This is a genomic window from Mesorhizobium sp. M1252 (assembly GCF_040318265.1).
GTDB lineage: Bacteria > Pseudomonadota > Alphaproteobacteria > Rhizobiales > Rhizobiaceae > Mesorhizobium.
Window position 1 is genome coordinate 260,368 of the sequence record NZ_JAMYLX010000007.1, and the last position, 22,869, is coordinate 283,236.

A 22,869-nucleotide genomic window follows, 5' to 3' on the forward strand; every position below is an offset into this window, starting at 1 on the left:
GGAACAGAAGGAGTGATGTCATGACCCAGTCCACCGCGGTGCTGTTCGCCCATCTCGGCAACTGGCTGCTCGCCTGGCGGGAGAACTCGTCGTCGCAGCCGCAGCCGAAATCGCCGGCCCCCGTGCAACTCGACGCCGAACGCGACCGCCTGCCGCCGCGCGACGAGGGATTTTACTGGGCCTGGCAGTATTGGTCGCAGTGAGGTGATTGGCGCTCCTCGCCCCGTGAACGGCGAGAAAGAGGCTTTCTCGACCCGCCCGTAGAAAACAATTCCGTTCCGCCTATTCATCTCGCAAAATCGTTTCTCTACTAAATTTATAGACCTACCTAGCCTTGTCTCTCATCCACGGCAGGGAGCCCTTCCCGGCGCCGGTTCGCAGCGAAGGAAGACGGATCATGTTCAGCCTGACCAGACGCGTTTTCGGCATCGGCCTGTTGGCGGCGGGCATTGCTGCCTCGCTCAGTGCCTCGGCGCAGGAGTTGAAGCAGCTTAACATCGGCTATCAGAAGACCGGCCTGCCGGTCATCGCCCGGCAGCAGCAGGTGATCGAGAAGGCGCTGAGCGCCAAGGGCGTCGCGGTGAAATGGGTCGAATTCACCGCCGGCCCGCCGCTGGTCGAGGCGCTCAATGTCGGCGCCATCGATGTTGGCTGGACCGGCGACGCACCGCCAATCTTCGGCCAGTCGGCCGGCGCCAACATCGTCTATGCGGCGGCACTGCCAGCCAATGGCGACGGCGAAGCGATCTTCGTCAAGCCGGCATCGCCGATCCAGTCGCTCGCCGACCTCAAGGGAAAGCGCATCGGCGTCGGCAAAGGCACCAGCGCGCACAATCTGCTGGTCGCGGCGCTCGAAAAAGCAAACATCCCCTTCGACCAGATCACCCCGGTCTATCTCAGCCCGGCCGATGCCGCGGCGGCTTTCGCCAGCGACCAGATCGATGCCTGGGCGGTCTGGGATCCGTTCTACGCCATCGCCGAGACACGCTACCAGCCGCGCGTGTTGGCGCGCTCCAGCGAGGTGCTCAAGGTGAACACCTATTTCCTCGCCAACAAGGATTTTGCCAAGGCGCATCCGGAGACGATCACCACGACGATAGCGGCGCTCGGCGTGGCGGCGAAATGGGCGGATGCGAACCGCGACAAGGTCGCCGCGGCGCTGCATGAGGTGACCGGCGTGCCGCTCGATGCACAGACGATCGCGGCCAACCGCACCAAATTCGGCATCTTCCCGATCACCGACGAGATCATCGCCGGCCAGCAGGCGACAGCCGACCGCTTCTTCAAGCTCAAGCTGATCCCGAACGCGGTGCGCATCTCCGACGCCGTGTGGACCGCACCGGGCAATTGAACTTTCACGTGCAGCGCCGGGCGGAAAACGCCCGGCGCCTTTTGCCGTTTCACGCTTCAGGGATTTCGCCATGACCGCTCCAGACAGTTCGCAAGCCGGCCCGCTCGATTTCTTCTGGTTCATCCCGACGCATGGCGACGGCTCCTATCTCGGCTCCGAACAGCAGCAGCGGCCGCCCGAGTTCGCTTACTTCAAGGAGATCGCACAGGCCGTCGACCGGCTCGGCTTTCCCGGCGTGCTTCTGCCGACCGGGCAGAATTGCGAGGATTCCTGGATCACCGCATCTGGCCTTGCAGCGCTGACGGAAAAGCTCAAATTCCTGGTGGCGCTGCGGCCCGGCGTGACGCTGCCGACCTTCGCGGCGCGCCAGACGGCGGCGCTCGACCGGCTGAGCAATGGCCGCCTGCTGCTCAATGTCGTGGTCGGCGGCAACCCGACCGAGCTTGCCGGCGATGGCGTGTTCCTGCCGCATGACGAGCGCTATGCGCAGGCGCAAGAGTTCCTGACCATCTGGCGCGCGCTGGTGTCGGGCGAGAGCGTCAACTTCAACGGCAAATATTACCGCGTCGACAATGGCCGCCTCGACCTTTTGCCGCAACAGGAGCGGCCGCCGCTCTATTTCGGCGGCTCGTCCGATGCCGGCCAGGAGCTCGCCGCCGATCTCGTCGATATGTACCTGACCTGGGGCGAGCCGCCGGCGCAGGTGGCGGAAAAACTCAGCGCGGCGCGCAAAAAGGCTGAACGGCGCGGCCGCAAACTGCGTTTCGGCATCAGGCTTCATTTCATCGTGCGCGAGACCGAGGAAGAGGCCTGGCGCGCCGCCGACCGGCTGATCAGCCACGTCACCGATGCCCAGATCGAAAATGCCCAGGCCCGCTTCACCAGGGAGATGGACTCTGTGGGACAGCGGCGCATGGCCGAACTGCATGGCGGCCGCCGCGACAGGCTGGTGGTTTCGCCCAATCTGTGGGCCGGCGTCGGCCTGGTGCGCGGCGGCGCCGGCACAGCTTTGGTCGGCTCGCCCGAGCAGATCGTCGAGCGCATCCGCGAGTATCAGGCGATCGGCATCGACACCATCATCGGCTCCGGCTACCCGCATCTCGAGGAAGCCTACCGCGTCGCCGAGCTTCTGTTCCCGCGTCTCGGCCTGGGCACCAGGCGGGCACGGGCGCATGAGAACATCGCCAATGAATTCGCCGTCGGCTTCCACGGCGCCAACCGCCTTCAGGCGTCGTCATGAGCCTGGCTCAACGGGTCAAACAGAACGGCATCGGCTGGCTGCTGCCGGCGTTGGTCATAATTGGCTGGGAAGCCGCCAGCCGCGCCGGCGTGATGCCGGCCAATGTGCTGCCGGCGCCGAGCGCGGTGGCCGAGGCCTTCTGGCGGCTGACGCTGTCGGGCGAGCTGATACAGAACATCGGCGTCAGCACGCTGCGCGCGCTGGCCGGCTTTGCCATCGGCGGCTCGATCGGCTTTGCACTCGGCCTTGCCAACGGGCTGTCGGCGCTCAGCCGCGGCCTGACCGACACGACGCTGCAGATGATCCGCAACATCCCGCATCTGGCGCTGATCCCGCTGGTCATCCTGTGGTTCGGCATCGACGAGGAAGCAAAACTGTTCCTGGTGGCGCTCGGCGTGTTCTTCCCGATCTACGTCAACACGCTGCTCGGCATCCAGAGCGTCGACCCGCAGCTGGTCGAGATGGGCCGGGTCTACGGCATGGACCGCCGCGCGTTGTTTTTTCAGGTGATCCTGCCCGGCGCGCTGCCGGCGATCTTCGTCGGCCTGCGCTATGCCTTAGGCATCATGTGGCTGACGCTGATCGTTGCCGAAACCATCTCGGCCAGTTCCGGCCTCGGCTACATGGCCATGCAGGCACGCGAATTCCTGCTGATCGATGTGGTCGTGCTGTCGATCCTGATCTATGCGCTGCTCGGCAAGCTTGCCGACAGCTTCGCCTGCCTGCTCGAGCGGCTGTCGCTCGGCTGGCATCCCGCCTTCCAGAACGCCTGAGGGTTCGATGCCAACCGCCAGCCTGACCGCCATCCGTTCCTTCGTCGCCGCGCCGGAACCGTCACGGCCGGAGGAGGCCGTCGAAAGGCAGCGCGCCTTTGCCTTCAAGGGCATGGAAAAGCGCTTTGGCGACAAGGTCGTGCTCGACTGCATCGATCTCGACGTGCCGGTCGGGCAGTTCGTTGCCGTCATCGGCAAGAGCGGCTGCGGCAAGAGCACGCTTTTGCGGCTGCTGGCCGGGCTCGACCGGCCGACGGCAGGATCGCTGACATTCGGGCCGGAAGCCAAGGCCGGCGCTGGCGAAGAGAGCCGCTTCATGTTCCAGGAGCCGCGGCTGTTGCCCTGGGCCAGCGTGGTGAAAAACGTCGAGGTCGGGCTGACCGGGCTTGCCACCGGTGCGGAAGCCAGGCGGCGCGCGCTCGCCATCCTGCGTGAAGTCGGCCTCGCCGACCGCGCCGACGAATGGCCCTCGGTGCTCTCGGGCGGCCAGAAGCAGCGCGTGGCGCTGGCGCGTGCACTGATCGGACAGCCAAAGATTCTGGCGCTCGACGAGCCGCTCGGCGCGCTCGATGCGCTGACCCGCATCGAAATGCAGCAGCTTCTGGAACGCATCTGGCTGGAGCAAAAATTCACCGCCGTGCTGGTCACGCATGACGTCGCCGAGGCGGTTGCGCTCGCCGACCGGGTGGTGGTGATCGACGAGGGCCGCATCGCGCTCGATCTCGACGTGTCGGTGGCGCGGCCGCGCCGGCGCGGTTCGGTCGAGCTTGCCAGGCTGGAGGGCAGGATTCTGGATCAGCTGTTCGGGTAGTGCTGTCGCGGGCAGGGCATTCTATCCGAACCGGATAGATAGGTAACAGAATGGACCGGCAATATGGGGTGGCTGTTTTCTTGCTCGCCGGGTTGGCCCTGTTTGCGACTGCGGGTTTGACCAGCGCCTTCCCCCACTCCGTCACCGCTTCGCGGCGCCACCTCTCCCCCCTCCGGAGGGAGAGGAAGGGAGCCAGGCCGCATAAGTTCGCGCCCCTGCAAGGCTCGCGCCTTTCCTCTCCCCCGTCGATCGGGGGAGAGGTGTCGAGCGAAGCTCGACGGAGTGGGGGTCGATCTGTGGCGGTCGACTTTCGTCGCAACTCACCCCGGCGAACGGCTCGCCCATACCAGCCCGGCGAAACCGACCAGCATGGTCACGATGCCGATATAGAGCCATTGCGACTGGCCGGTCATGAAGCTGCCGCCGACCACGCCAATGCCTTGCAGCGACCACAGCGCGCCGATGGCCAGTACGATCAGAGCCAGCAGATATTTGAGCAGTCTCATCGTTGGAATCCCTTTTCAAAGTCGATGGTCAACTGCGCCATGACCGTGATGACAGAGCGAAAGGACGGCGCCCAATCGCGCTCTCTTGTACTTGTAATATAACGTCCTGCCTTGCTCACGGAATCTGTGAAACAGCTCGCAATATCGCCGGCGATACGGCCGCGCCACACGAAAGATGCCTGACAAACTGTTTCCCAGCGACTCCAAACGTGTGCCGGTGCCACGGAACTGCCCGATGCTTGCCGCATTTCCCGCCTTATTCGGCACTTAACGGCTGGGGTCTGTCGAAAACGGAGCCAATCCCCCCAACATGAAGAAAACAAACCAGACCGCGCTTGTCGCGGTAACGATCGCGGCTGGCCTAATGGTCGGTGCATCCGCCTCCTCCGCCGCTGGCCAGTGCGGCCGCGCCTCCTGGTACGCACTGCATTCCAGGACCGCCAATGGCGAACGCATGAACCCGTCGGCGCTGACCGCCGCGCACCGCAGCCTGCCTTTTGGCACCAAGTTGAAAGTGACCAACCAGAATAATGGCCGCAGCGTCATCGTGCGCATCAACGACCGCGGCCCGTTCATCAAAGGGCGCGTGCTCGATCTGTCCAAGGGCGCCGCCGGCCAACTCGGCTTCATCGGCTCCGGCCATACCTCGGTGTGCATGGCGCGCGTCTAGATCTGTCCAAGTCCGGCCCGATCGGGCCGGACACATCCTGCCCCGTTGTCCAACAGCCTTGCGTTTTGCAGTGCACATTGAGCCGGCTGCACCCGCCCAACGCGGTTTCTCAATGCCTTGGACGAAAGATTGGCATATGTCACGCCACGTGACGTATTGCATCGCAGCAATATCTTGTTAACCTCCGCGCGAGACATTCAAGGCTCGGCGCTGTCCGTCGTCCCTTCGGTCACGGCAGCTGCGGAGTACCTGATGTTCTACCAGCTCTACGAAATGAACCATGCCGCCCTGCAGCCCGCGCGGCTTTATGCCGATGCAGTGCGGCTGTTCTACACCAACCCGCTCAATCCGTTTTCGCATACGCCGTGGGGCCGCTCGGTCGCCGCCACGGCCGAACTGTTCGAGCGCACGACGCGCCGCTACAGCAAGCCGCATTTCGGCCTGAGCAAGACCGTGGTCGACTGGAAGAGCGTCGAGGTCAGCGAAAAGACCGTGTGGTCGCGGCCGTTCTGCAATCTCACCCGCTTCGAGCGGTCGGTGCCCGCCGGGCGCAAGGCCGACCCCAAGCTTCTCATTGTGGCGCCGATGTCGGGCCATTATGCGACGCTGCTGCGCGGCACGGTCGAGGCGATGCTGCCCTATGCCGACGTGCACATCACCGACTGGGTCGATGCCCGCATGGTTCCGGTGACCGACGGCCATTTCGACCTCGACGATTATATCGACTACATCATCGACATGCTGCATGCGCTGGGGCCGGACACCCATGTGATGGCGGTGTGCCAGCCTTCGGTGCCGGTGCTGGCGGCGGTGGCGCTGATGGAAAAGCGCGGCGATCCCTTCGTGCCCTCGACCATGACCTTGATGGGCGGGCCGATCGACACCCGCCGCAATCCGACCGCGGTCAATCTGCTGGCCAAGGAAAAGGGCATCGACTGGTTCCGCGACAACGTCATCATGCACGCGCCCTGGCCGGTGCCGGGCTTCGGCCGCGAAGTCTATCCGGGCTTCCTGCAGCTGTCGGGCTTCATGAGCATGAACCTCGACCGCCACATCACCGCCCACAAGGACTTCTTCATGCATCTGGTCAAGCATGACGGCGACAATGCCGAGAAGCACCGCGATTTCTACGACGAATATCTGGCGGTGATGGACCTGACGGCGGAATTCTATCTGCAGACCGTCGACACGGTGTTCGTGCGCCATGCGCTGCCCAAGGGCGAGATGACGCATCGCGGCGAGGTGGTCGACACCAAGGCGATCCGCAATGTCGCGCTGTTCACGGTCGAAGGCGAGAACGACGACATTTCCGGTCTCGGCCAGACCCAGGCCGCCCACGATCTCTGCCCCAACATCCCGGCTGACCGGCATGCGCATTACATGCAGCCGGCCGTCGGCCATTACGGCGTCTTCAACGGGTCGCGATTCCGCTCGGAAATCGTGCCGCGCATCGTCGATTTCATCACCAGCTACGGCCGCCAGAACAGGGTTGCGGTGAAACCAAGGCTGGTCCGCTCCGCCAAAAGCTGAGGCTCGATCCGGCTGCAGCGTGCATTGCCCGCAAAAGCGGGGCGATTTTGCGCGCCACAGGCGTTCTGTTGCACAATAGACGCTGTTGGGCGGGCGCGGGTAACCATGCCGAAGAATCTGGCTCCCCTTATAATTGACACGGAGTGTAAATCCCCTTTAACCTTTCGTTAAGAACAAGGGCGAACGGGGACAATGACTTCCTCACCGATGGCACGGACGCTGCGCTTGTGGGCGGCAGCAGGGCTGGCGATCTCTGTGTGCTGGGCAGTGCCGGCACTTGCAGGCGGCGCCATGGCGACGGGCGGCATGACCTCGCAGCCGATCGGCCACTATGATTTCTGTAAAACCCAGCCCGGCGAATGCTCGATCCGGCCGAGCAACCTCAACCCCGCCGCGATGACCGACGCCTTCATGCGCAAGCTGATCAACGTGACGTCAAGGGTCAACGCCGCCGTCAAACCGATGAGCGACTACGACATCTATGGCAAGGACGAGGTCTGGGCCTATCCCGACAAGGGCGTCGGCGATTGCGAAGACTATGTGCTGGAAAAGCGCCGCCAGCTCTCGCGCTCTGGCGTGTCGCTGGCCGATCTCTTGATCACCGTCGTGCGCAAGCCGGACGGCGAAGGCCATGCCGTGCTGACGGTGCGCACCGACAAGGGCGACTACGTCCTCGACAATCTGACCGACAAGGTGAAGATCTGGGACGCCACCGGCTATCGCTTCCTCAAGCGGCAGGCCATCGACAACACCGGCCGCTGGGTCTCGATCCGCGGCGGCCAGCAGGTGCTGGTCGGCGCAGTCCAGTAAATAAGGACGATGCATGTGAGCGCGTCGCTGCGAACAGCTTCGTCGGAAGCCCGCGGCTAATAACTTTCACGAGATAACCGCAAGTCGGCGCTGCCCCTCATTGCCCTACCGGGCATTTCTCCCCGTATAGTGACGGTGAGAAAGATGCTGCCATCGGTGATTTCACCAATCGGCAACGTTGCAAAATAGTCGCCGGCAGGCGGATGAGGGCAGCGCTGCCTCGAAAGCTTATCTCTCGAAACGCCTCCTCAAAAAATTTCGCTACCTGCGTGAACCAAACCGTCTCCAGCGGCGACACACAGCCGTAAACAGAAACCCAACCATGGAGACTTCAAATGACTGCTTTCCTGCGTAATGCTTTCCTCGCCGCCATCGCGGTATCGTCCCTGGCCGGATCCGCTATGGCCGACCAGACCGGCTGCGCCAAGAACAACCAATGGGGCAATCGCTGTTGCGATCTCACCTCGGACTGCCTGGGTGGCGGTCGCGGCGGCGATCATGACAGCACTGGCGGCCGTGGCGGCCAGGCCGGCGCGAAGTAACCTCGCCATATGCCCGCTGGCTAACGGCCGGCGGGCATCGCCTTCAGGATGAAATGCCGGCGCTATTGATGAGCATTCGTGGCCTTGGCGCCGCCCTACTTACGCCGCTCCAGTGCGACCCGGATCGAGGCGGTGATGCGGGCAAGCTCGGCTTCGTCCAGCTTCTCGATGTTTTCGGCCAGGAGATTGGCCAACTCGGTGGCGGCAGGACTGAGGCCGGACGTATCGAGTCTCACGCGCGGATGTGAGGCCTCGGCCAGACGCGCCAGCTCTTCGGCATCGTCCCAGATGACGTTGAAATAGCCGATGATCTTCTGGATCAGCGTCCAGGTCGGCGCGCCGCGGCGGCCATGTTCCAGCGCCGACAAATAGGCGGCGCTGACTCCGATCGCCTGCGCCATGTCCTTCTGGCGCAAGCCGCGCTCGGCTCGAAGCGCCCGCAGTTTTTCGCCGAACGGCGTCATCAGCGGGTTCGCCTGAGTCGAACGTAGAGCGCGCCCGAACCGCCGTGGTTGCGGGCGGCGTGATCGTGGCTGGAGACCAGCGGCCGGAAGGCAGGCGTCGACAGCCAGGCAGGCACGGCGCGCCGCAAGACGCCGTCGCCGCCCGACGACGACCCTTTTCCCGTAATGACGAGGACATAGCGGACCCCGCCGGCATAGGCCCGGTGCAGGAACGAAAACAGCAGCGAATAGGCCTCGTCCTGGGTCATGCCATGCAGATCGACGCGGCCTTCGATCGGCAGCCGGCCTTTCCTAAGCTTGTCCAGCGTCGGTTCGTCCAGCGCATGCGAAACATGCTGCGCCTTCGGCTTGGCGGCGAGGACCGGACCGACAGCGACCGGCGTCTGTGCCGGCCTAGGGTCTACGACGATGTCGGGAATCTCGACCGCGGTCCGGCCCTTCAGCGGTCGGGCGGTACGCGCCACCAGGTTCCACAGCACCCGATCGTCTTCGTTGAGTTTATCGGGGCGCCTGCTCATCGATTCGATTCCGAAACGAGAGCGCGTGGAACCAAGGCATAGAAATCGGCCGCATTGCGAACGACGCCGGCGATCTCGCCGGCCGCATCGCCGGAGCCGGCGAACAGATCGCCCCGCGCCGGCCCGATGATGGCCGAGCCGGTGTCCTGCGCAATCATCAGCCGCCGGAACGGTTTTCCGTCGAAGGCGGTCAGCGACGGAGCGTCGATGTAGAAGGGGGTACCGAATGTGTGCAGCAGCCGGTCGACCGCGAGCGAACGGCCCGGCGTCAACGGCACCTTGGCGGCGGCGATTGGACCGGATGCGGCATCGTCGACATCGGCTTCGCGAAAGAAGATGTAGGAGCGGTTCTGCCAGAGGATCTCGTCGACGCGATCCGGATGCGCCCTGAACCAGGCGCGGATAGACTGCATCGTCACTTTTTCCAGTGGGATTTCGCCGAGTTCGGCGAGAATCTTCCCCGGACCGCTGAAACGTTGGCCGGATTTGGCGGCGTAGGTGACGCGGCAAAGCCGGCCGTCGGTCATCTTCAGCCTGGCCGCACCTTGCACATGGATGAAGAAGACGTCGACCTTGTCGGCAAGCCAGGCGATTTCCAGGCCTTGGCCGGCCAGCGCGCCTCTCTCGATCTCACTGCGGTCGAAATACTCCACCAGGCCCTGCGGCGTATCGCGGGCGAAGGCGAGATAGTCGTCCATCCCTCGAGGACGGTTGGCATCATCGATGTCGACGAGATCGGAAGGCCGCGCCAGTAGCGGCACCGTGAATTCATCCGTGCGCACTGGTGAAGCCTCGGCCTCGGGCTCGTAGAAGCCGGTGACCAGGCCGGGGTTTTCGGATCGAATCTGGACTGGGGCGAAATGGCGCTCGAAAAAACCCTTGGCCGCCGACCGATTCGCCGGCGAAACGGTGCGCGCCTCGTCATAAGCGCCGGCAAACGCGTCGAACCGGACGCCCAACGAACCGGTGCGGTAGGGCTTGTTCAGGACATGAAAGGCCGAACGGCGGAAGGCTTCGAAAGCGGGCAGATGGTCATCGGAATTCCAACCGGGAAGATCATCGAAGGACTTTTCCACGAAAAGCGGCGAGAGCGACACCTCAGCCTCGCCACTGCCGATGTTTGCCTGCATGTCGCTATCCCAAAAAAGCTGCCCGCACCGGGCGACATGCATAGGCTCAGTCTTCTTCCTCGGTGGCGACCAGCTTCCAGTTCGGATCGCGCGAGCGTGTGTCGCGGGCGAAGGTCCAGACATCCTTGACCTCGGCCACCGTCTCGGGATCGCCATCGATGACGGCACCCGCCTTGTCGCGGGTCGCCGAAATCAGTTCGCTCACGATGCGCAACGTGATGTGGGCCTCGCCGCCCTTCATCTCGGCCGAGACGATGTCGGCCTTGTCGATGCCGACGAAGGAGGACTGGATCTTTTCGGCTTTCGCCTCGCGGTCGCCAATCGCGGCAACGAAGCCGTCAAAAACCTCGCGCGACAACAGGTTCTTCAGCGTTTTTCGGTCGCCATCGGCATACGCCATGACGATCATCTCATAAGCCATCTTGGCGCCGTCGACGAAGACTTTTGGGTCGAAGGAGGGATCATTGTCCTTGATCGCGCGCAGGCCCTTGTTGAGGTCGGTGTCGGGCTTGGCGAAGGCATCGATGGCCGCGTAGGTCTCGGCAGCCGTCTCGCCCGGCATGCGCTTGCGCGGCAGCGAAACCACATTTTCGGGCTTCTGGGTCGCGTCCTTCTCGGTGCGGCTGGCCGTGTAGGGATCGAAGGGCGGGCGCTCGCTGCCCGTGCGGCGGCCAAGCACGTTGCGCAGCTGGAAAAAGATCACCACCGCCGCAATCAGAAAGAAAATGGTGCCGAAGTCGAAGAATCCCATATCTTTCGCCAATCAATCCCTGACCTGGCCGGGACCGCCAGCCAATCGGGCGGCGGTCGCATGGCGTTAAACATGCAAAGCATATAGAACGCATGGCGCAATCATTCAAATCAAAGGCAGGCATACCTATCTAACGGCCTCAGTGCCAGCGGCGATTATGCGCCGCCCGGCAAACATGGAAACGATCGGTCAAGATTTGCGCATTTCCTTCCTTCCTCTGTTCCTGCTTGCGCTGCCGCTGCTGGAAATCGTCGGTTTCGTCATTGTCGGCCGCGAGGTCGGGGCGCTGGCGACGGTCGGTCTGGTGCTGGCTTCAAGCATTGCCGGCGTGCTTCTGCTCCGGCACCAGGGTTTTGGCGTCATGGCGCGGGTCCGCGCCGAGATGGCCGGCGGCGGCGACCCCAGCCGCCAGCTCGCGCATGGCGCCATGATCGTGGTCGCCGCGATCCTGTTGATCATCCCCGGCTTCATCACCGATATTATCGGCCTGCTGCTGTTCCTGCCGCCGGTGCGCGACCTTGCCTGGCGCAGGCTCAAGGGCCGCATCGTCGTCGCGACCGATTTCACCGCCGGCGGTTTTCGCGGCAGGTCGCGTGACAAGGTCATCGACCTCGACGACGGCGACTATTCGCGCGAGGACGATTTCAAGCGCGGTCCCGACCATAACTCGCCGTGGCGCCGCCTGAAGGACGACTGAGCGTCACCTTGCCAACGACTGACTATTGACCCCTTCCGGCCTGAAGGCGGCAAACCTTGTCTTGTCTTGCCGACCATGCTAGCCAACGCCCGATTTCAATTCGGTCAGCGCTGCTGTCCAGGCAAAAGGAACAAGGCTCATGGCCAGCAAAGATGACGCGCCGGTCGGCGCCGCCAACGGCAACGGCGAAACGGCGCAGCCGTCGCTCAACGTGCTTGCCCAGTATGTGAAGGACCTGTCCTTCGAAAGCCCCGGCGCGCCGAACTCGCTGCGCGGCCGCGACAAGGCCCCCGGCATCGCGATCAACGTCAATGTCAATGCCAACCCGCTCTCCGACAAGCAGTTCGACGTCAATCTGACCTTGAACGCCAAGGCGTCCTTCGACCAGGAAGTGCTGTTCAATGTCGAACTGGTCTATGGCGGCGTATTTGCCATCGCCGGCTTCCCGCAGGAGCACATGCTGCCGATCCTGTTCATTGAATGCCCGCGGCTTTTGTTCCCGTTCGCCCGCCAGATCATCGCCGAAGCCACCCGCAATGGCGGCTTCCCGCCCCTGATGCTCGACCCGATCGATTTCGCCCAGATGTTCCAGCAGAAGCTGGCAGAGGACCAGGCGGCATCGAAGGTCAAGGTGAGCTGAAGGCAAGCGTCACGCGCATGAGTTGAAAGCCCGGCTTCGTGCCGGGCTTTTTGTATACTGAGATGCTGGCGGGACAGCACCCCCCTCTGCCTTGCCAGGCATCTCCCCCTCAGGGGGGGAGATTGGCCGTCATCGCGACCTTCGCCAACTTTAGAGGTTGCAGGAATGGGCTGGAGCGGCGAAGCTGCTGATCTCCCCCCTTGAGGGGGAGATGGCCGGCAGGCCAGAGAGGGGTGTGACGGAACGCTACCTCCGCGATCCGTTCACCCCGCCGCCACCTTCAGCCACAGCGCCTTTTCACCGAGCGTCGCCACCAGCCCCGCATGCGCCGCTCGCTCGCCCTGGGTCAGGCGCGGCGGCAGGGCAATTGGCCTGGCGGCGATCGAGATGTCGATATCGGCAACGTCGCCATTGCTGTTGAGCTGCACCACGACGGCGTCGAGGACAAGTGCGGCCTGCTTGCCGCCGATGAGTTCGATGTAGACTTCGGCCAGGAGCTCGGAATCGAGCAGCGCGCCGTGCTTGGTGCGGTGGCCGTTGTCGATGCCGTAGCGGCGGCAGAGCGCGTCGAGCGAATTGGGTCCCATAGGGTGCTTGCGCCGCGCCAGCGCCAGCGTGTCGACGACGCGCCCGGTGTCTATGGCCGGCTGGCCGAGCCGCCCGAATTCCGTGTTGAGGAAGCCGATGTCGAAATTGGCGTTGTGGGCGACGAGCTTGGCGCCGTCGGTGAAGGCGAGCCATTCCTCGGCGATTTCGGCAAAGGTCGGCTTGCCGACGAGGTCGGCGGCGCTGATGCCGTGCACGGCTTGCGCCTCGACATGGACGGCGCGCCCCTGCGGATTGATGAATTTGTGGAAGGTGCGGCCGGTCGGGAAGCGGTTGACCAGCTCGACGCCACCAAGCTCGATGATGCGGTCGTCGCGCATGTCGAGTCCGGTGGTTTCGGTATCGAAAATGATCTCACGCATAGAATCAACCCACTCCTAGAGGAGTAGAATCATGGAGCGGAACAAAATGGCAATGGGCAATGCCGACAGCTTGCCGTCAGGAGCCTGATGGGCGCGACTTATCCCCCAGGAGTTAGCAGGCGAGTTCAGCGCCCTGAGAGCTCGGCAATGATCGCGCCGACCGCGGTGCGGGCGGCGTCCATGCCTTCGCCGGTGTCGATGACGAAATCGGCCTGCCGGCGCTTTTCGGCGTCGGGCACCTGCTTGGCCAGGATTGCCGCCAGCTTTTCCTCACTCATGTCAGGACGCGCCAGCACGCGGGCGCGCTGGATATCGGCCGGCGCGGTGACGACGACGACCTTGTCGACACGGTTGCGGCCGCCGGTTTCGAACAGCAGCGGAATGTCGAGCACGACGAGCGGCGCGCCGGCGGCGCGGTGCCTTGCCAGAAAGGCATCGGCATCGGCCCGCACCAGCGGATGGACGATCGTCTCCAATGTCTTCAGCGCAGCAGCGTTCCCGAGCACGCGGCGCGCCAACTCGGTGCGGTCGACCGAACCGGCAATCACGGTGCCGGGAAAGGCCGCCCCGACGAGAGGTGCTGCCTTGCCGGCATAGAGGCGATGCACGGTCTCGTCGGAGTCATGCACCGGCACGCCGGCGTCGACGAACATTTTCGCCGTCGTCGACTTGCCCATGCCGATCGATCCGGTGAGGCCGAGCACGGTCATCATTTGGCGCCCATCATTTGCGACCCATCATTTGGCGAGGATGTCGGCGACGATCATCTGTCGCAACTCAGGCGTGACCTGTGGCATCTTGCCGAACCAGCGTTCGAAACCGGGCACAGCCTGGTGCAACAGCATGCCGAGCCCGTCGACCGTCTTCAAATTTCTCGCGCGGGCAGCGGCAAGCAGCGGTGTTTCCAGCGGCACATAGACGATGTCTGCGACAATGGCGTGAGCTGGCAGGCAGGCCGGATCGGCGGCCAGCGTCGCATCGCCATGCATGCCAAGTGCCGTCGTGTTGATCAGCAAGCCGGCATCGCCAAGCAAGTCGCCGACCGCGCCATGCGCCGAAACGCCGGCGCCGAAGCGGTCGGCGAGTTCCTGCGCCCGCGCCAATGTGCGGTTGACGATGCGGATATCTTTGATGCCGCGCACTTTAAGCGCGTGGATGACCGCGCGCGACGCGCCGCCGGCGCCGAGCACCACGGCCGGAGCGTTTCTCTCCCAGCCCCGGGCATGCTCGTCGAGATTGCCGGCAAAGCCGATCCAGTCCGAATTGCCGCCCCACAGCACGCCGTCGTCCAGCCACAGCATGTTGACCGCGCCGATCATCTCCGCCGCCTCGTCGCGGCGCTCGACCCGGGCGAAGGCGACTTCCTTGTGTGGAATGGTGACGTTGCCGCCCTGATAGCCATTGGCCTGGAGGGAAGAGAGAAACTCGGGAAAATCGGCCGGCGCGACATCGATCGCATGATAGCTGCCGTCGATGCCGTATGTGTTCAGCCAATAGCCGTGGATCTTCGGCGAGCGCGAATGCGCGATCGGATGGCCGGTGACGAAAGCTTTTTTCTCAACCATCGATGGCTCCGAGCGCACGCAATTCCGCCAGCACCGGTAACAGCGGCAGGCCGACAATGGTGAAATAATCGCCTTCGATCTTTTCGAACAGCTGGATGCCTTCGCCCTCGATCTGGTAGGCGCCGACGCTCGACAACGCCTTGGCGCCGACGCGGGCCAGGTGCCGGCCGACGAAGGCCGGGTCGAGCTTGCGCATGGTAAGGCTGACGATGCCGACGTGACGCCACAGCACCTTGCCGTTGCGGCAGAGCACGGCGGCGCTGTTCAGCTGATGCGTCTTGCCTGACAGCGCCAGCAGATGGCGGCGGGCGCCTTCCATGTCGGCCGGCTTGTGGAACACTTCATCTCCCAGTGACAAAGTCTGGTCGCAGCCGAGCACCAGGGCGCCCGGTCTGCGTTCGCTGACCTCGGTCGCCTTGGCTTCGGCGAGTATCAGGGCGACATCTTCCGGCGACACACCGCTGTCCTGCAACGGCGCCTCGAGCGCGCGCTCGTCGACGTCGGCAGGCACCGCTTCGATGCCGAGCCCGGCATTGATGAGCATTGCTTTGCGGAACGGGCTGCCGGAGGCAAGGATGATTTTTTCGGTCATGGGTTCTGGGCCTGGTCGATAGTGGTTGATTGGGGCAGGAGGTCGCGTTGCCATCCCATCATCTATTCTTCCCCCGCAGGGCAACAATGGCTGCCGCGGTCTCTTCGATCGAACGGCGGCTGACGTCTATCATCGGCCAATTGTGGCGGGTGCAGATCTGGCGGGCATAGGCGAGCTCTTCGGCGATCGAGGCACGGTCGACATAATCGGTCGCTTCGTAGGTGCTGCTGTTGCCGAGCACGCGGTTCTGCCGGACATGCGAGATGCGTTCGGCGGTGGCGATCAGCCCGACGATCAGCGGCTTGGTGGCAGCGACCAGGCTTTCGGGCACCGGCACGCCGAGCACGATCGGGATGTTGGCGGTCTTGATGCCGCGGTTGGCGAGATAGATGCTGGTCGGCGTCTTCGATGTCCTGGAAATGCCGATCAGCACCACATCCGCGTCGTCCATATTGAGCGGCAGCTGGCCGTCATCATGCTCCATGGTGAAATTGAGTGCGTCGATACGGTGGAAATAATCGGCGTCGAGCACATGCTGGGCGCCGACGCGGCGGCCGGCCGGCGTGCCAAGATAGGACTGGAAGACGGTGAGGACCGGCTCCAGCACCGAAACACAGGGCAGCCCCATGGTGGCGCAGCGCTCGTCAATGCCGCGCGCCAGCTTCTGGTCGACGACGGTGTAGAGGATGATGCCCGGTTCCTCCTCTATGTCCTCGAAGACTTTCGCCACCTGCTTTTCGGTGCGGATGAGCGGATAGATATGCTCGATGGCTCGCGCATCCTTATATTGCGCCGAGGCGGCTCGGCCGGCCGCCAGCAGCGTCTCGCCGGTGGCGTCGGAAATCAGGTGCAGATGAAAGAAGCTCTGGGGTTTGTTCACAGGGGGCGCCTCAGGCTGTGGGCTTGTGTGGATAAATAGGGACCGCAAAGGCGACCGGCTGGAGGCGACTGTATCAGAAGGCCAGTTGTCCACAATTCGATGCGCTGTCAGCTCCACGGTGCGGCTGGGGACAAATCTGGGGACGGGCGTTTTTGCCAGCGCTTCATCCACAGAGGCGGTTTTTCAGCTGCTACGCCAAACCATTGACTCCAATGATGGAATCCTGGTCATCCACACTCTTTGCCAATCCCGCGGAAGAAACACGCGACAAAATGCTGGCTGGCCTTTTCCAAGGCAAAGCGGGACAGGTGACAACCACCGATACCAACAGACTCTTAGAATCAGAAGATTCTAGAAATAGACTATTTAATTATAGAGAAGGCAGGGAAGAGAGCGCTCAATGCCCGAGAACCGCATCGTGCTGGACGTGCTGAGAGGCGAGGCAGTGTTTCCGCCGCCGCTCTGGATGATGCGCCAGGCCGGGCGCTATCTGCCGGAGTACCGCGAGACCAGAAAGCGCGCCGGGTCCTTCCTCGATCTTTGCTACAATCCTGATCTGGCCGTTGAGGTGACGCTGCAGCCGATCGAGCGCTTTGGCTTCGATGCCTCGATCCTGTTCTCGGACATTCTGGTCGTGCCGCATGCGCTGGGGCGCGATGTCCGCTTCGAGGAGGGCCGCGGGCCGCTGCTGACGCCAATCACTGCAGCTGAGATTTCGGCTCTCAACAGTGAAACGTTTCACGTGAATCTCGAACCGGTCTACGAAACGGTTCGCCGGCTGCGGGCAAGATTGCCTGACGAGACCACGCTGATCGGCTTCTGCGGCGCGCCGTGGACGGTGGCGACCTACATGATCGCTGGCCACGGCACACCCGACCAAGCGCCGGCGCGGCTGTTTGCCTATCGCGAACCGACGGCCTTCAAGCATCTCCTGAAAGTGCTCGCCGATCACTCCGCGGCCTATTTGATCCGCCAGATCGAAGCCGGTGCCGACGTGGTGCAGATTTTCGATTCCTGGTCCGGCGTGCTTGATGATGCGTCTTTCGAGCAGTTCTGCGTGCAACCGGTGGCGGAGATCGTCAGGCAAGTTCGTGCGGTTCATCGCGATGTTCCGATCATAGGCTTTCCCAAGGGCGCCGGCGCCCGCTACGAGACCTATCGTGAGAAGACCGGGGTGACGGGGCTGGGGATCGACTGGACCGTGCCCCTGTCGGCTGCGAACGAACTGCAGCATTCAGGGGCGGTCCAGGGCAATCTCGATCCCTTGCGGCTCGTGGCTGGCGGCAAAGCCCTGTCGGACGGCGTCGATGCGATCCTCAAGGCGCTGGGCGACGGAGCGCTGATCTTCAATCTCGGCCATGGCATTACGCCGGAGACGCCGGTGGCGCATGTCGAGGCGATGGTGAAGCAGGTGCGGAGCGCGACACGCTGATGGCTCAATCGGATAATACGGGCGGCAACAGCACTCGTGGGGCGATGATGCGCATGACCATCGGCATCGGAGTGCTGGTTGTTCTCACCGCACTTTTGTTTTTCTTTGCGCCTGAGGGTTTCTATCCCTGGGCGAAGGCAATCCATATCCTGGCCGTCATCTCCTGGATGGCCGGCATGCTCTATCTGCCGCGATTGCTGGTCTACCACGCCGACGCAGAGAAGGGGTCCGTCCAATCGGAGACCTTCAAGGTGATGGAGCGGCGTCTGCTGCGCGGCATCATCAATCCGGCGATGATCGTCACCTGGGTGTTCGGGCTTTGGCTTGCCTGGAAAGTGTTTGGCTTTCACGGCGGCTGGCTGCACGCCAAGATAGGCTTGGTGCTGTTGCTGTCGGGCGTGCATGGCTATCTGGCCGGTGCTGTCAGGAAATTCGCCGAGGACCGCAATGAAAAACCGGCGCGGCACTGGCGAATCGTCAACGAGATCCCCACATTGCTGATGATCGCCATCGTCATCCTGGTTGTCGTCAAGCCGTTCTAGGCCCATTTCGGTCGAACAAAACGCAGCTTGCTCTTTCCCCCGACCGACGATAAAAGACGGGTCTTCCTTCCCGTCATGCGCCGCCCTTGATTGCTTTCGGCCGCGCCCGGCATTTATCGCATCCAGCCGATATATTTTCCCCAAAGCAGATTCAGAGTCCGTCTATGCAAGAAATGAAACTCGCAGAGTTCAAGAACAAGAAGCCGCCAGAGCTGATCGCCTATGCCGAATCGCTCGAAGTAGAAAACGCCAGCGTCATGCGCAAGCAGGAGTTGATGTTTGCCATCCTGAAGAAACTGGCCGCCCAGGACGTCGAGATCATCGGCGATGGTGTGGTCGAGTTGCTGCAGGACGGTTTCGGCTTCCTGCGCTCAGCCAACGCCAATTATCTGCCGGGTCCCGACGATATCTACATCTCGCCCTCGCAGATCCGCCGCTTCTCCTTGAAGACCGGCGATACCGTCGAAGGCCCGATCCGCAGCCCAAAAGAGGGCGAGCGCTATTTCGCCCTTCTCAAGGTCAACACGATCAATTTCGACGATCCCGAAAAGATCCGTCACAAGATCCATTTCGATAATCTGACGCCGCTCTATCCGACCAAGCGGCTGAAGATGGAGATCGACAATCCGACCGGCAAGGACATCTCGTCGCGGGTGATCGACCTGGTGGCGCCGATCGGCAAGGGACAGCGCGCGCTCATCAACGCGCAGCCGCGTACCGGTAAAACGGTGCTGATGCAGAATATCGCCCACTCGATCACGGCCAATCATCCGGAATGCTATCTGATCGTACTTCTGATCGACGAACGGCCAGAAGAAGTGACCGACATGCAGCGTTCGGTGAAGGGCGAGGTCGTGTCCTCGACCTTTGACGAACCGGCGGTGCGCCACGTCCAGGTCGCCGAAATGGTCATCGAAAAGGCCAAGCGCCTGGTCGAGCATGGCCGCGACGTCGTTATTCTGCTCGATTCGATCACCCGCCTCGGCCGTGCCTACAACACCGTTGTGCCGTCCTCCGGCAAGGTGCTGACCGGCGGTGTCGACGCCAACGCGCTGCAGCGGCCGAAGCGCTTCTTCGGCGCGGCCCGCAACATCGAGGAAGGCGGCTCGCTGACGATCATCGCCACCGCGCTGATCGACACCGGCAGCCGCATGGACGAAGTCATCTTCGAAGAGTTCAAGGGCACCGGCAACTGCGAAATCCAGCTCGACCGCAAGGTCGCCGACAAGCGCATCTACCCGGCCATGGACATCTTGAAGTCAGGCACCCGCAAGGAGGACCTGCTGGTCTCCAAGCAGGATCTGCAGAAGATCTTCGTCCTGCGCCGCATCCTGGCGCCGATGGGAACCACCGACGCGATCGAGTTCCTGATAGACAAGCTGAAGCAGACCAAGACCAACGCCGATTTCTTCGATTCAATGAACACGTAAGCAGTTTCACCGGATCATCGGTCATGCATGAAACCCCGTTCCGGGAAACCGGGACGGGGTTTTTCATTGCGGGGGCAAACAGGTCGCATTTCCGACAGGGCGTGGCCTTGGGCGGCAATTTCCATCGCCGTCGTCATGCGAGTAATCCCGTCTCGAAGATCGGAGGCCGCATGAAGAAAACAATCCCGACCCTGATCGGCTTCTCGGCCATTCTGACATGGTCGTTCCTGGCGCTGCTTTCGACTGCGGCTGGACCGATTCCGCCCTTTCAGCTGGCGGCGATGACGTTTCTGCTTGGCGGGTTGGCCGGCGCGTCGAGCTGGCTTGTCCGTCCGGCGGCGACCAAGTCGCTACGCCAGCCGTGGCAGGTCTGGGCGCTCGGCACAGCGGGGCTGTGCATCTATCACTGCGCCTATTTCTTCGCCATCCAGTCGGCGCCGCCGGTCGAGGTCAGCCTGATCGCCTATCTCTGGCCGTTGCTGATCGTCGTCTTTGCCGCCTTCCTGCCTGGAGAAAAGCTTAGGGCCCATCACATCGCCGGCGTCGTGCTCGGCCTTGCCGGCGCCATTGTGGTGATCACCAAGGGCGGCACGATCGGACTGGCCAATGGTGTGATGAAGGGGCATGTCATCGCGCTGTTCTGCGCTTTCATCTGGGCCGGCTATTCGGTTTTATCGCGCCGCTTTGGCAAGGTGCCGACCGATGTCGTCGCCGGTTACTGCTTCATCACGGCTGCGGTCGCCTTGGTGCTGCACCTGACGCTTGAGGCTACCGTCTGGCCACAGACGGCGACGCAGTGGAGCGCCATCGTCATCTTGGGCGTAATACCGCTAGGCGCCGGCTTTTACGCCTGGGACTATGGCTGCAAGCACGGCGACATCATGATCCTCGGCGCCCTCTCCTACGCGGCGCCCCTCTTCTCGGTCATCGTGCTTCTGCTGGCAGGCTTTGGTGTGTTTCACTGGTCGGTGGCTGTTGCTTGCATCCTGATCACGGTCGGAGCGGTGGTCGCGGCCAAGGATTTGCTGTTCGCGCCGCGGCCGCCATCCATTGATGTGACGCGGCTTCCTTCGGCCTTGGACGGAAACACGGGTTGCCGGGGTCGCAACAGCGGCTCGGTTCCTACGGATCCGGCCCCACGGGCAGGATAGCCGGTACATAGCTCCGGTCTGCCGGTCTGCGGCCGGATGCCACTGGCCAATGTTAAGTCGATTCGCATCCGTTCCGATCGCGGAGACGATCGGCGTGACGCGGGTCGGGATTTCCGATTCGCAACCGGAACGAGGCTTGCCTCATGGGGAGATGGGCTCCAGCTTCACGGTTCCGGGCCAGGAACAGGCATTAACGATGCCGGCCTGCCGTAGGGCTTGCTGGCCCGCCCAGAACTGCTTGGCGTCGGGATTAGGACCCGACTGCTCGCACATGGATGACAAGGCGGCTATACAGATTTGGTAATGTCCGGCCGCTCCCGCGATCGACCTTGATATTGACGAACAGCCGGTTCATGACGGCCGCGGCACTGTGGGATTGTCGACCGGACAGCTAGGCGACCGGTGAGAAGGGCAAATGATTTCAGGCGATTCGATCGTTGCGCTTTCCAGCGGGCGCCTGCCCGCCGGCATCGCTGTCATCCGCATTTCCGGACCGAAGACTCGATTCGTCGTCGAAACGGTTGCCGGTGGTAAGGTCAAGGACCGGGTTGCAACCCTGCGCAAGCTCCGAACGGTGGACGGGTCGCTTATCGACAACGGCCTGGTGCTGTTTTTTCCGGGGCCGAACAGTTTTACCGGCGAGGATGTCGCCGAGTTCCACGTCCATGGCGGCCGCGCCGTGGCCGGCAAGATGCTGGAGATCATTGCCGGGTTTGACGGCGTGCGTCATGCGGAACCTGGTGAATTTACGCGCCGGGCTCTTCTCAACGGCAAGCTGGATCTGGTCGAGACGGAGGCGTTGGCCGATCTGGTCAACGCCGAAACCGAAGCGCAGCGGCGCTTTGCCGTGCAGAATGCCGAAGGAGTGCAAAGCGAACTCTATCTTGGCTGGCGCCGTCGGCTGATCCATGCGCGGGCGATGATCGAGGCGGAAATCGACTTCGCCGACGAAGACGACGTGCCCGGTTCGGTTTCGGACACGGGCTGGTCCGATGTGCGCGCAATGGTGGGCGAGATCGGCCGGCATGTCGATGGCTTCCATGCCGCCGAGATCATCCGTGACGGGTTTGAGGTTGTCATCCTCGGTGCACCGAACGCCGGAAAATCCAGCCTGTTCAACGCGCTGGCCAGGCGTGAGGCGGCGATTGTTACCGACGAGCCCGGCACGACGCGGGACTTGCTCGAAGTGGTGCTGGATCTCCACGGAGTGCGGGTCAGGGTAACCGACACCGCGGGCCTGCGCGAGTCGCCCGGCAAGATCGAAGCGATCGGCATCGAAAAGGCGCGGGCCAAGGCGCACACGGCTGACCTGGTGCTGTTGCTGGAAGATCTGGCGGACCCTACTGCGATCGGCAACATGCCTGTCGAGGCCCCGGCTTTGAGAATCGGCACCAAGGTCGATCTCTTGAAAGGTTCGCCGCGATCAGAGGCGTATGATGCGTTGATATCGACGGTGGACGGCACTGGTTTGGCTGAACTGCTGGCTGAGATCGGCAGGCGCGCCGCGGCTGCTATCGGCGATGCCGGGGACATCCTGCCGTCTCGGTTGCGGCATGTGGAGCTGCTCAATGAGACCAGGCGCTTTCTGATCTCGGCTTTGTCGGGGCAAGAGTGCGGCCAGGAGCTGCGGGCGGAGGAGCTGCGTCTTGCGGCGGACCGGCTTGGCCGGATTGTCGGCGCGGTGGATGTCGAGGACCTGCTGGACGTGATCTTTTCGCAGTTTTGCATTGGGAAGTGACTCACGTGAAACAGGGGGGCGCGCTGTGTGAGTGACTCACGTGAAACACAGGGGGCCGCCCAAGTGCGTGTTTCACGTGAAATGAGACGTTTAACAAAAGGGCAACTGGCCGAAAGCCTGCACCGCCCCTCATTGTCC

Annotated in this window: 26 protein-coding genes; 16 read left to right on the forward strand and 10 right to left on the reverse strand. The window is 63.0% G+C overall.

Annotated features, from left to right (window positions below):
• The first annotated feature begins 20 nt into the window (after positions 1 to 20).
• The 5 genes from NKH22_RS16805 (at position 21) to NKH22_RS16825 (ending at position 4,175) form a co-directional block, all read left to right on the forward strand.
• On the forward strand, positions 21 to 203 hold the full coding sequence (locus NKH22_RS16805) for a hypothetical protein (protein WP_023672089.1): 183 nt from the start codon (positions 21 to 23) through the stop codon (positions 201 to 203).
• A 194-nt stretch (positions 204 to 397) separates the two neighbouring features.
• Positions 398 to 1,351: a sulfonate ABC transporter substrate-binding protein gene (locus NKH22_RS16810; protein WP_352910160.1), complete on the forward strand. Its 954-nt coding sequence runs from the start codon at positions 398 to 400 to the stop codon at positions 1,349 to 1,351.
• Positions 1,352 to 1,421: 70 nt separating this feature from the next.
• Positions 1,422 to 2,591, forward strand: coding sequence for an FMNH2-dependent alkanesulfonate monooxygenase (ssuD, locus tag NKH22_RS16815; protein ID WP_352910163.1), 1,170 nt, complete (start codon positions 1,422 to 1,424; stop codon positions 2,589 to 2,591).
• Positions 2,588 to 3,364: an ABC transporter permease subunit gene (locus NKH22_RS16820; RefSeq protein ID WP_352514283.1), complete on the forward strand. Its 777-nt coding sequence runs from the start codon at positions 2,588 to 2,590 to the stop codon at positions 3,362 to 3,364. The genes ssuD and NKH22_RS16820 overlap by 4 nt, the downstream gene beginning before the upstream one ends.
• Positions 3,365 to 3,371: 7 nt before the next feature.
• Complete coding sequence (locus tag NKH22_RS16825) at positions 3,372 to 4,175, forward strand: ATP-binding cassette domain-containing protein (protein ID WP_352910166.1); 804 nt, start codon at positions 3,372 to 3,374, stop codon at positions 4,173 to 4,175.
• Between the two features lie 320 nt (positions 4,176 to 4,495).
• Here NKH22_RS16825 and NKH22_RS16830 read toward each other — a convergent pair whose 3' ends face one another.
• On the reverse strand, positions 4,496 to 4,681 hold the full coding sequence (locus NKH22_RS16830) for a hypothetical protein (RefSeq protein WP_023672095.1): 186 nt from the start codon (positions 4,679 to 4,681) through the stop codon (positions 4,496 to 4,498).
• A 310-nt stretch (positions 4,682 to 4,991) separates the two neighbouring features.
• Between NKH22_RS16830 and NKH22_RS16835 the strand changes: the two genes are divergently transcribed.
• From NKH22_RS16835 to NKH22_RS16850, 4 genes are all read left to right on the forward strand, one after another.
• The gene (locus tag NKH22_RS16835) at positions 4,992 to 5,351 is read left to right on the forward strand and encodes a septal ring lytic transglycosylase RlpA family protein (RefSeq protein WP_023672096.1); all 360 of its coding nucleotides are present in this window, start codon (positions 4,992 to 4,994) and stop codon (positions 5,349 to 5,351) included.
• 252 nt (positions 5,352 to 5,603) lie between these two features.
• On the forward strand, positions 5,604 to 6,881 hold the full coding sequence (locus NKH22_RS16840; protein WP_023672097.1) for a polyhydroxyalkanoate depolymerase: 1,278 nt from the start codon (positions 5,604 to 5,606) through the stop codon (positions 6,879 to 6,881).
• Positions 6,882 to 7,073: 192 nt separating this feature from the next.
• The gene (locus NKH22_RS16845; RefSeq protein WP_023706944.1) at positions 7,074 to 7,691 is read left to right on the forward strand and encodes a transglutaminase-like cysteine peptidase; all 618 of its coding nucleotides are present in this window, start codon (positions 7,074 to 7,076) and stop codon (positions 7,689 to 7,691) included.
• 335 nt (positions 7,692 to 8,026) lie between these two features.
• Entirely contained in the window at positions 8,027 to 8,233 is a 207-nt protein-coding gene (locus tag NKH22_RS16850; protein ID WP_023672099.1) for a hypothetical protein, read from the forward strand.
• 95 nt (positions 8,234 to 8,328) lie between these two features.
• Here the strand turns inward: NKH22_RS16850 and NKH22_RS16855 are convergent, their stop codons facing one another.
• From NKH22_RS16855 to NKH22_RS16870, 4 genes are all read right to left on the reverse strand, one after another.
• Entirely contained in the window at positions 8,329 to 8,697 is a 369-nt protein-coding gene (locus tag NKH22_RS16855; RefSeq protein ID WP_352910171.1) for a helix-turn-helix domain-containing protein, read from the reverse strand.
• Complete coding sequence (locus tag NKH22_RS16860) at positions 8,697 to 9,215, reverse strand: Smr/MutS family protein (protein WP_352910174.1); 519 nt, start codon at positions 9,213 to 9,215, stop codon at positions 8,697 to 8,699. Before NKH22_RS16860 ends, NKH22_RS16855 begins: the two co-directional genes overlap by 1 nt.
• On the reverse strand, positions 9,212 to 10,312 hold the full coding sequence (gene mltA / locus NKH22_RS16865) for a murein transglycosylase A (protein WP_352910228.1): 1,101 nt from the start codon (positions 10,310 to 10,312) through the stop codon (positions 9,212 to 9,214). The genes NKH22_RS16860 and mltA overlap by 4 nt, the downstream gene beginning before the upstream one ends.
• Before the next feature lie 79 nt (positions 10,313 to 10,391).
• Positions 10,392 to 11,096, reverse strand: coding sequence for a Tim44/TimA family putative adaptor protein (locus NKH22_RS16870; RefSeq protein ID WP_023672103.1), 705 nt, complete (start codon positions 11,094 to 11,096; stop codon positions 10,392 to 10,394).
• A 196-nt stretch (positions 11,097 to 11,292) separates the two neighbouring features.
• On the opposite strand from NKH22_RS16870, the gene NKH22_RS16875 reads away from it, so the two are divergent.
• Both NKH22_RS16875 and secB read left to right on the forward strand, forming a co-directional pair.
• Complete coding sequence (locus NKH22_RS16875; RefSeq protein WP_023692921.1) at positions 11,293 to 11,793, forward strand: FxsA family protein; 501 nt, start codon at positions 11,293 to 11,295, stop codon at positions 11,791 to 11,793.
• Between the two features lie 139 nt (positions 11,794 to 11,932).
• Entirely contained in the window at positions 11,933 to 12,433 is a 501-nt protein-coding gene (secB, locus tag NKH22_RS16880) for a protein-export chaperone SecB (protein WP_023672105.1), read from the forward strand.
• Between the two features lie 263 nt (positions 12,434 to 12,696).
• On the opposite strand, the gene dnaQ is transcribed toward secB, so the two are convergent.
• The 5 genes from dnaQ to NKH22_RS16905 all read right to left on the reverse strand — a co-directional run bounded on the left by dnaQ (position 12,697) and on the right by NKH22_RS16905 (position 16,555).
• Positions 12,697 to 13,401 carry a DNA polymerase III subunit epsilon gene (gene dnaQ, locus NKH22_RS16885; RefSeq protein ID WP_023822335.1) on the reverse strand — a complete coding sequence of 235 codons (705 nt, stop codon included), beginning with the start codon at positions 13,399 to 13,401 and terminating at the stop codon, positions 12,697 to 12,699.
• A 125-nt stretch (positions 13,402 to 13,526) separates the two neighbouring features.
• Positions 13,527 to 14,111: a dephospho-CoA kinase gene (gene coaE / locus NKH22_RS16890; protein WP_023822334.1), complete on the reverse strand. Its 585-nt coding sequence runs from the start codon at positions 14,109 to 14,111 to the stop codon at positions 13,527 to 13,529.
• 27 nt (positions 14,112 to 14,138) lie between these two features.
• On the reverse strand, positions 14,139 to 14,966 hold the full coding sequence (locus tag NKH22_RS16895; RefSeq protein ID WP_352910177.1) for a shikimate dehydrogenase: 828 nt from the start codon (positions 14,964 to 14,966) through the stop codon (positions 14,139 to 14,141).
• Positions 14,959 to 15,558, reverse strand: a complete 600-nt coding sequence (locus NKH22_RS16900) for a Maf-like protein (RefSeq protein WP_352910180.1) — start codon at positions 15,556 to 15,558, stop codon at positions 14,959 to 14,961. Before NKH22_RS16900 ends, NKH22_RS16895 begins: the two co-directional genes overlap by 8 nt.
• Before the next feature lie 58 nt (positions 15,559 to 15,616).
• Positions 15,617 to 16,555: a pyruvate, water dikinase regulatory protein gene (locus NKH22_RS16905; protein WP_373420152.1), complete on the reverse strand. Its 939-nt coding sequence runs from the start codon at positions 16,553 to 16,555 to the stop codon at positions 15,617 to 15,619.
• Positions 16,556 to 16,838: 283 nt separating this feature from the next.
• On the opposite strand from NKH22_RS16905, the gene hemE reads away from it, so the two are divergent.
• From hemE to mnmE, 5 genes are all read left to right on the forward strand, one after another.
• Positions 16,839 to 17,870 (forward strand): uroporphyrinogen decarboxylase, encoded by a 1,032-nt coding sequence (hemE, locus tag NKH22_RS16910; RefSeq protein WP_023822332.1) that lies wholly within the window; start codon positions 16,839 to 16,841, stop codon positions 17,868 to 17,870.
• Positions 17,870 to 18,412 carry a protoporphyrinogen oxidase HemJ gene (gene hemJ / locus NKH22_RS16915; protein ID WP_023715711.1) on the forward strand — a complete coding sequence of 181 codons (543 nt, stop codon included), beginning with the start codon at positions 17,870 to 17,872 and terminating at the stop codon, positions 18,410 to 18,412. Before hemE ends, hemJ begins: the two co-directional genes overlap by 1 nt.
• Before the next feature lie 164 nt (positions 18,413 to 18,576).
• A complete protein-coding gene (gene rho / locus NKH22_RS16920) occupies positions 18,577 to 19,842 on the forward strand; it encodes a transcription termination factor Rho (protein ID WP_023672113.1) in 1,266 nt (421 codons plus the stop codon).
• Between the two features lie 170 nt (positions 19,843 to 20,012).
• A complete protein-coding gene (yddG, locus tag NKH22_RS16925; protein ID WP_023822331.1) occupies positions 20,013 to 20,993 on the forward strand; it encodes an aromatic amino acid exporter YddG in 981 nt (326 codons plus the stop codon).
• A gap of 415 nt (positions 20,994 to 21,408) precedes the next feature.
• Positions 21,409 to 22,731, forward strand: coding sequence for a tRNA uridine-5-carboxymethylaminomethyl(34) synthesis GTPase MnmE (gene mnmE, locus NKH22_RS16930; RefSeq protein WP_352910184.1), 1,323 nt, complete (start codon positions 21,409 to 21,411; stop codon positions 22,729 to 22,731).
• Positions 22,732 to 22,869 lie beyond the last annotated feature (138 nt).

What these genes read in the sequence shown, in the direction of transcription:
- NKH22_RS16900 (WP_352910180.1), bottom strand. Translation starts at nt 15,558, where the DNA reads ATGACCGAAAAAATCATCCTTGCCTCCGGCAGCCCGTTCCGCAAAGCA.
- yddG (WP_023822331.1), top strand. Translation starts at nt 20,013, where the DNA reads ATGAAGAAAACAATCCCGACCCTGATCGGCTTCTCGGCCATTCTGACA.
- coaE (WP_023822334.1), bottom strand. Translation starts at nt 14,111, where the DNA reads ATGACCGTGCTCGGCCTCACCGGATCGATCGGCATGGGCAAGTCGACG.
- hemE (WP_023822332.1), top strand. Translation starts at nt 16,839, where the DNA reads ATGCCCGAGAACCGCATCGTGCTGGACGTGCTGAGAGGCGAGGCAGTG.
- NKH22_RS16830 (WP_023672095.1), bottom strand. Translation starts at nt 4,681, where the DNA reads ATGAGACTGCTCAAATATCTGCTGGCTCTGATCGTACTGGCCATCGGC.
- NKH22_RS16850 (WP_023672099.1), top strand. Translation starts at nt 8,027, where the DNA reads ATGACTGCTTTCCTGCGTAATGCTTTCCTCGCCGCCATCGCGGTATCG.
- NKH22_RS16835 (WP_023672096.1), top strand. Translation starts at nt 4,992, where the DNA reads ATGAAGAAAACAAACCAGACCGCGCTTGTCGCGGTAACGATCGCGGCT.
- NKH22_RS16810 (WP_352910160.1), top strand. Translation starts at nt 398, where the DNA reads ATGTTCAGCCTGACCAGACGCGTTTTCGGCATCGGCCTGTTGGCGGCG.
- hemJ (WP_023715711.1), top strand. Translation starts at nt 17,870, where the DNA reads ATGGCTCAATCGGATAATACGGGCGGCAACAGCACTCGTGGGGCGATG.
- rho (WP_023672113.1), top strand. Translation starts at nt 18,577, where the DNA reads ATGCAAGAAATGAAACTCGCAGAGTTCAAGAACAAGAAGCCGCCAGAG.
- NKH22_RS16860 (WP_352910174.1), bottom strand. Translation starts at nt 9,215, where the DNA reads ATGAGCAGGCGCCCCGATAAACTCAACGAAGACGATCGGGTGCTGTGG.
- NKH22_RS16845 (WP_023706944.1), top strand. Translation starts at nt 7,074, where the DNA reads ATGACTTCCTCACCGATGGCACGGACGCTGCGCTTGTGGGCGGCAGCA.
- dnaQ (WP_023822335.1), bottom strand. Translation starts at nt 13,401, where the DNA reads ATGCGTGAGATCATTTTCGATACCGAAACCACCGGACTCGACATGCGC.
- NKH22_RS16870 (WP_023672103.1), bottom strand. Translation starts at nt 11,096, where the DNA reads ATGGGATTCTTCGACTTCGGCACCATTTTCTTTCTGATTGCGGCGGTG.
- secB (WP_023672105.1), top strand. Translation starts at nt 11,933, where the DNA reads ATGGCCAGCAAAGATGACGCGCCGGTCGGCGCCGCCAACGGCAACGGC.
- ssuD (WP_352910163.1), top strand. Translation starts at nt 1,422, where the DNA reads ATGACCGCTCCAGACAGTTCGCAAGCCGGCCCGCTCGATTTCTTCTGG.
- NKH22_RS16805 (WP_023672089.1), top strand. Translation starts at nt 21, where the DNA reads ATGACCCAGTCCACCGCGGTGCTGTTCGCCCATCTCGGCAACTGGCTG.
- NKH22_RS16855 (WP_352910171.1), bottom strand. Translation starts at nt 8,697, where the DNA reads ATGACGCCGTTCGGCGAAAAACTGCGGGCGCTTCGAGCCGAGCGCGGC.
- NKH22_RS16840 (WP_023672097.1), top strand. Translation starts at nt 5,604, where the DNA reads ATGTTCTACCAGCTCTACGAAATGAACCATGCCGCCCTGCAGCCCGCG.
- NKH22_RS16825 (WP_352910166.1), top strand. Translation starts at nt 3,372, where the DNA reads ATGCCAACCGCCAGCCTGACCGCCATCCGTTCCTTCGTCGCCGCGCCG.
- NKH22_RS16820 (WP_352514283.1), top strand. Translation starts at nt 2,588, where the DNA reads ATGAGCCTGGCTCAACGGGTCAAACAGAACGGCATCGGCTGGCTGCTG.
- NKH22_RS16895 (WP_352910177.1), bottom strand. Translation starts at nt 14,966, where the DNA reads ATGGTTGAGAAAAAAGCTTTCGTCACCGGCCATCCGATCGCGCATTCG.
- mnmE (WP_352910184.1), top strand. Translation starts at nt 21,409, where the DNA reads ATGATTTCAGGCGATTCGATCGTTGCGCTTTCCAGCGGGCGCCTGCCC.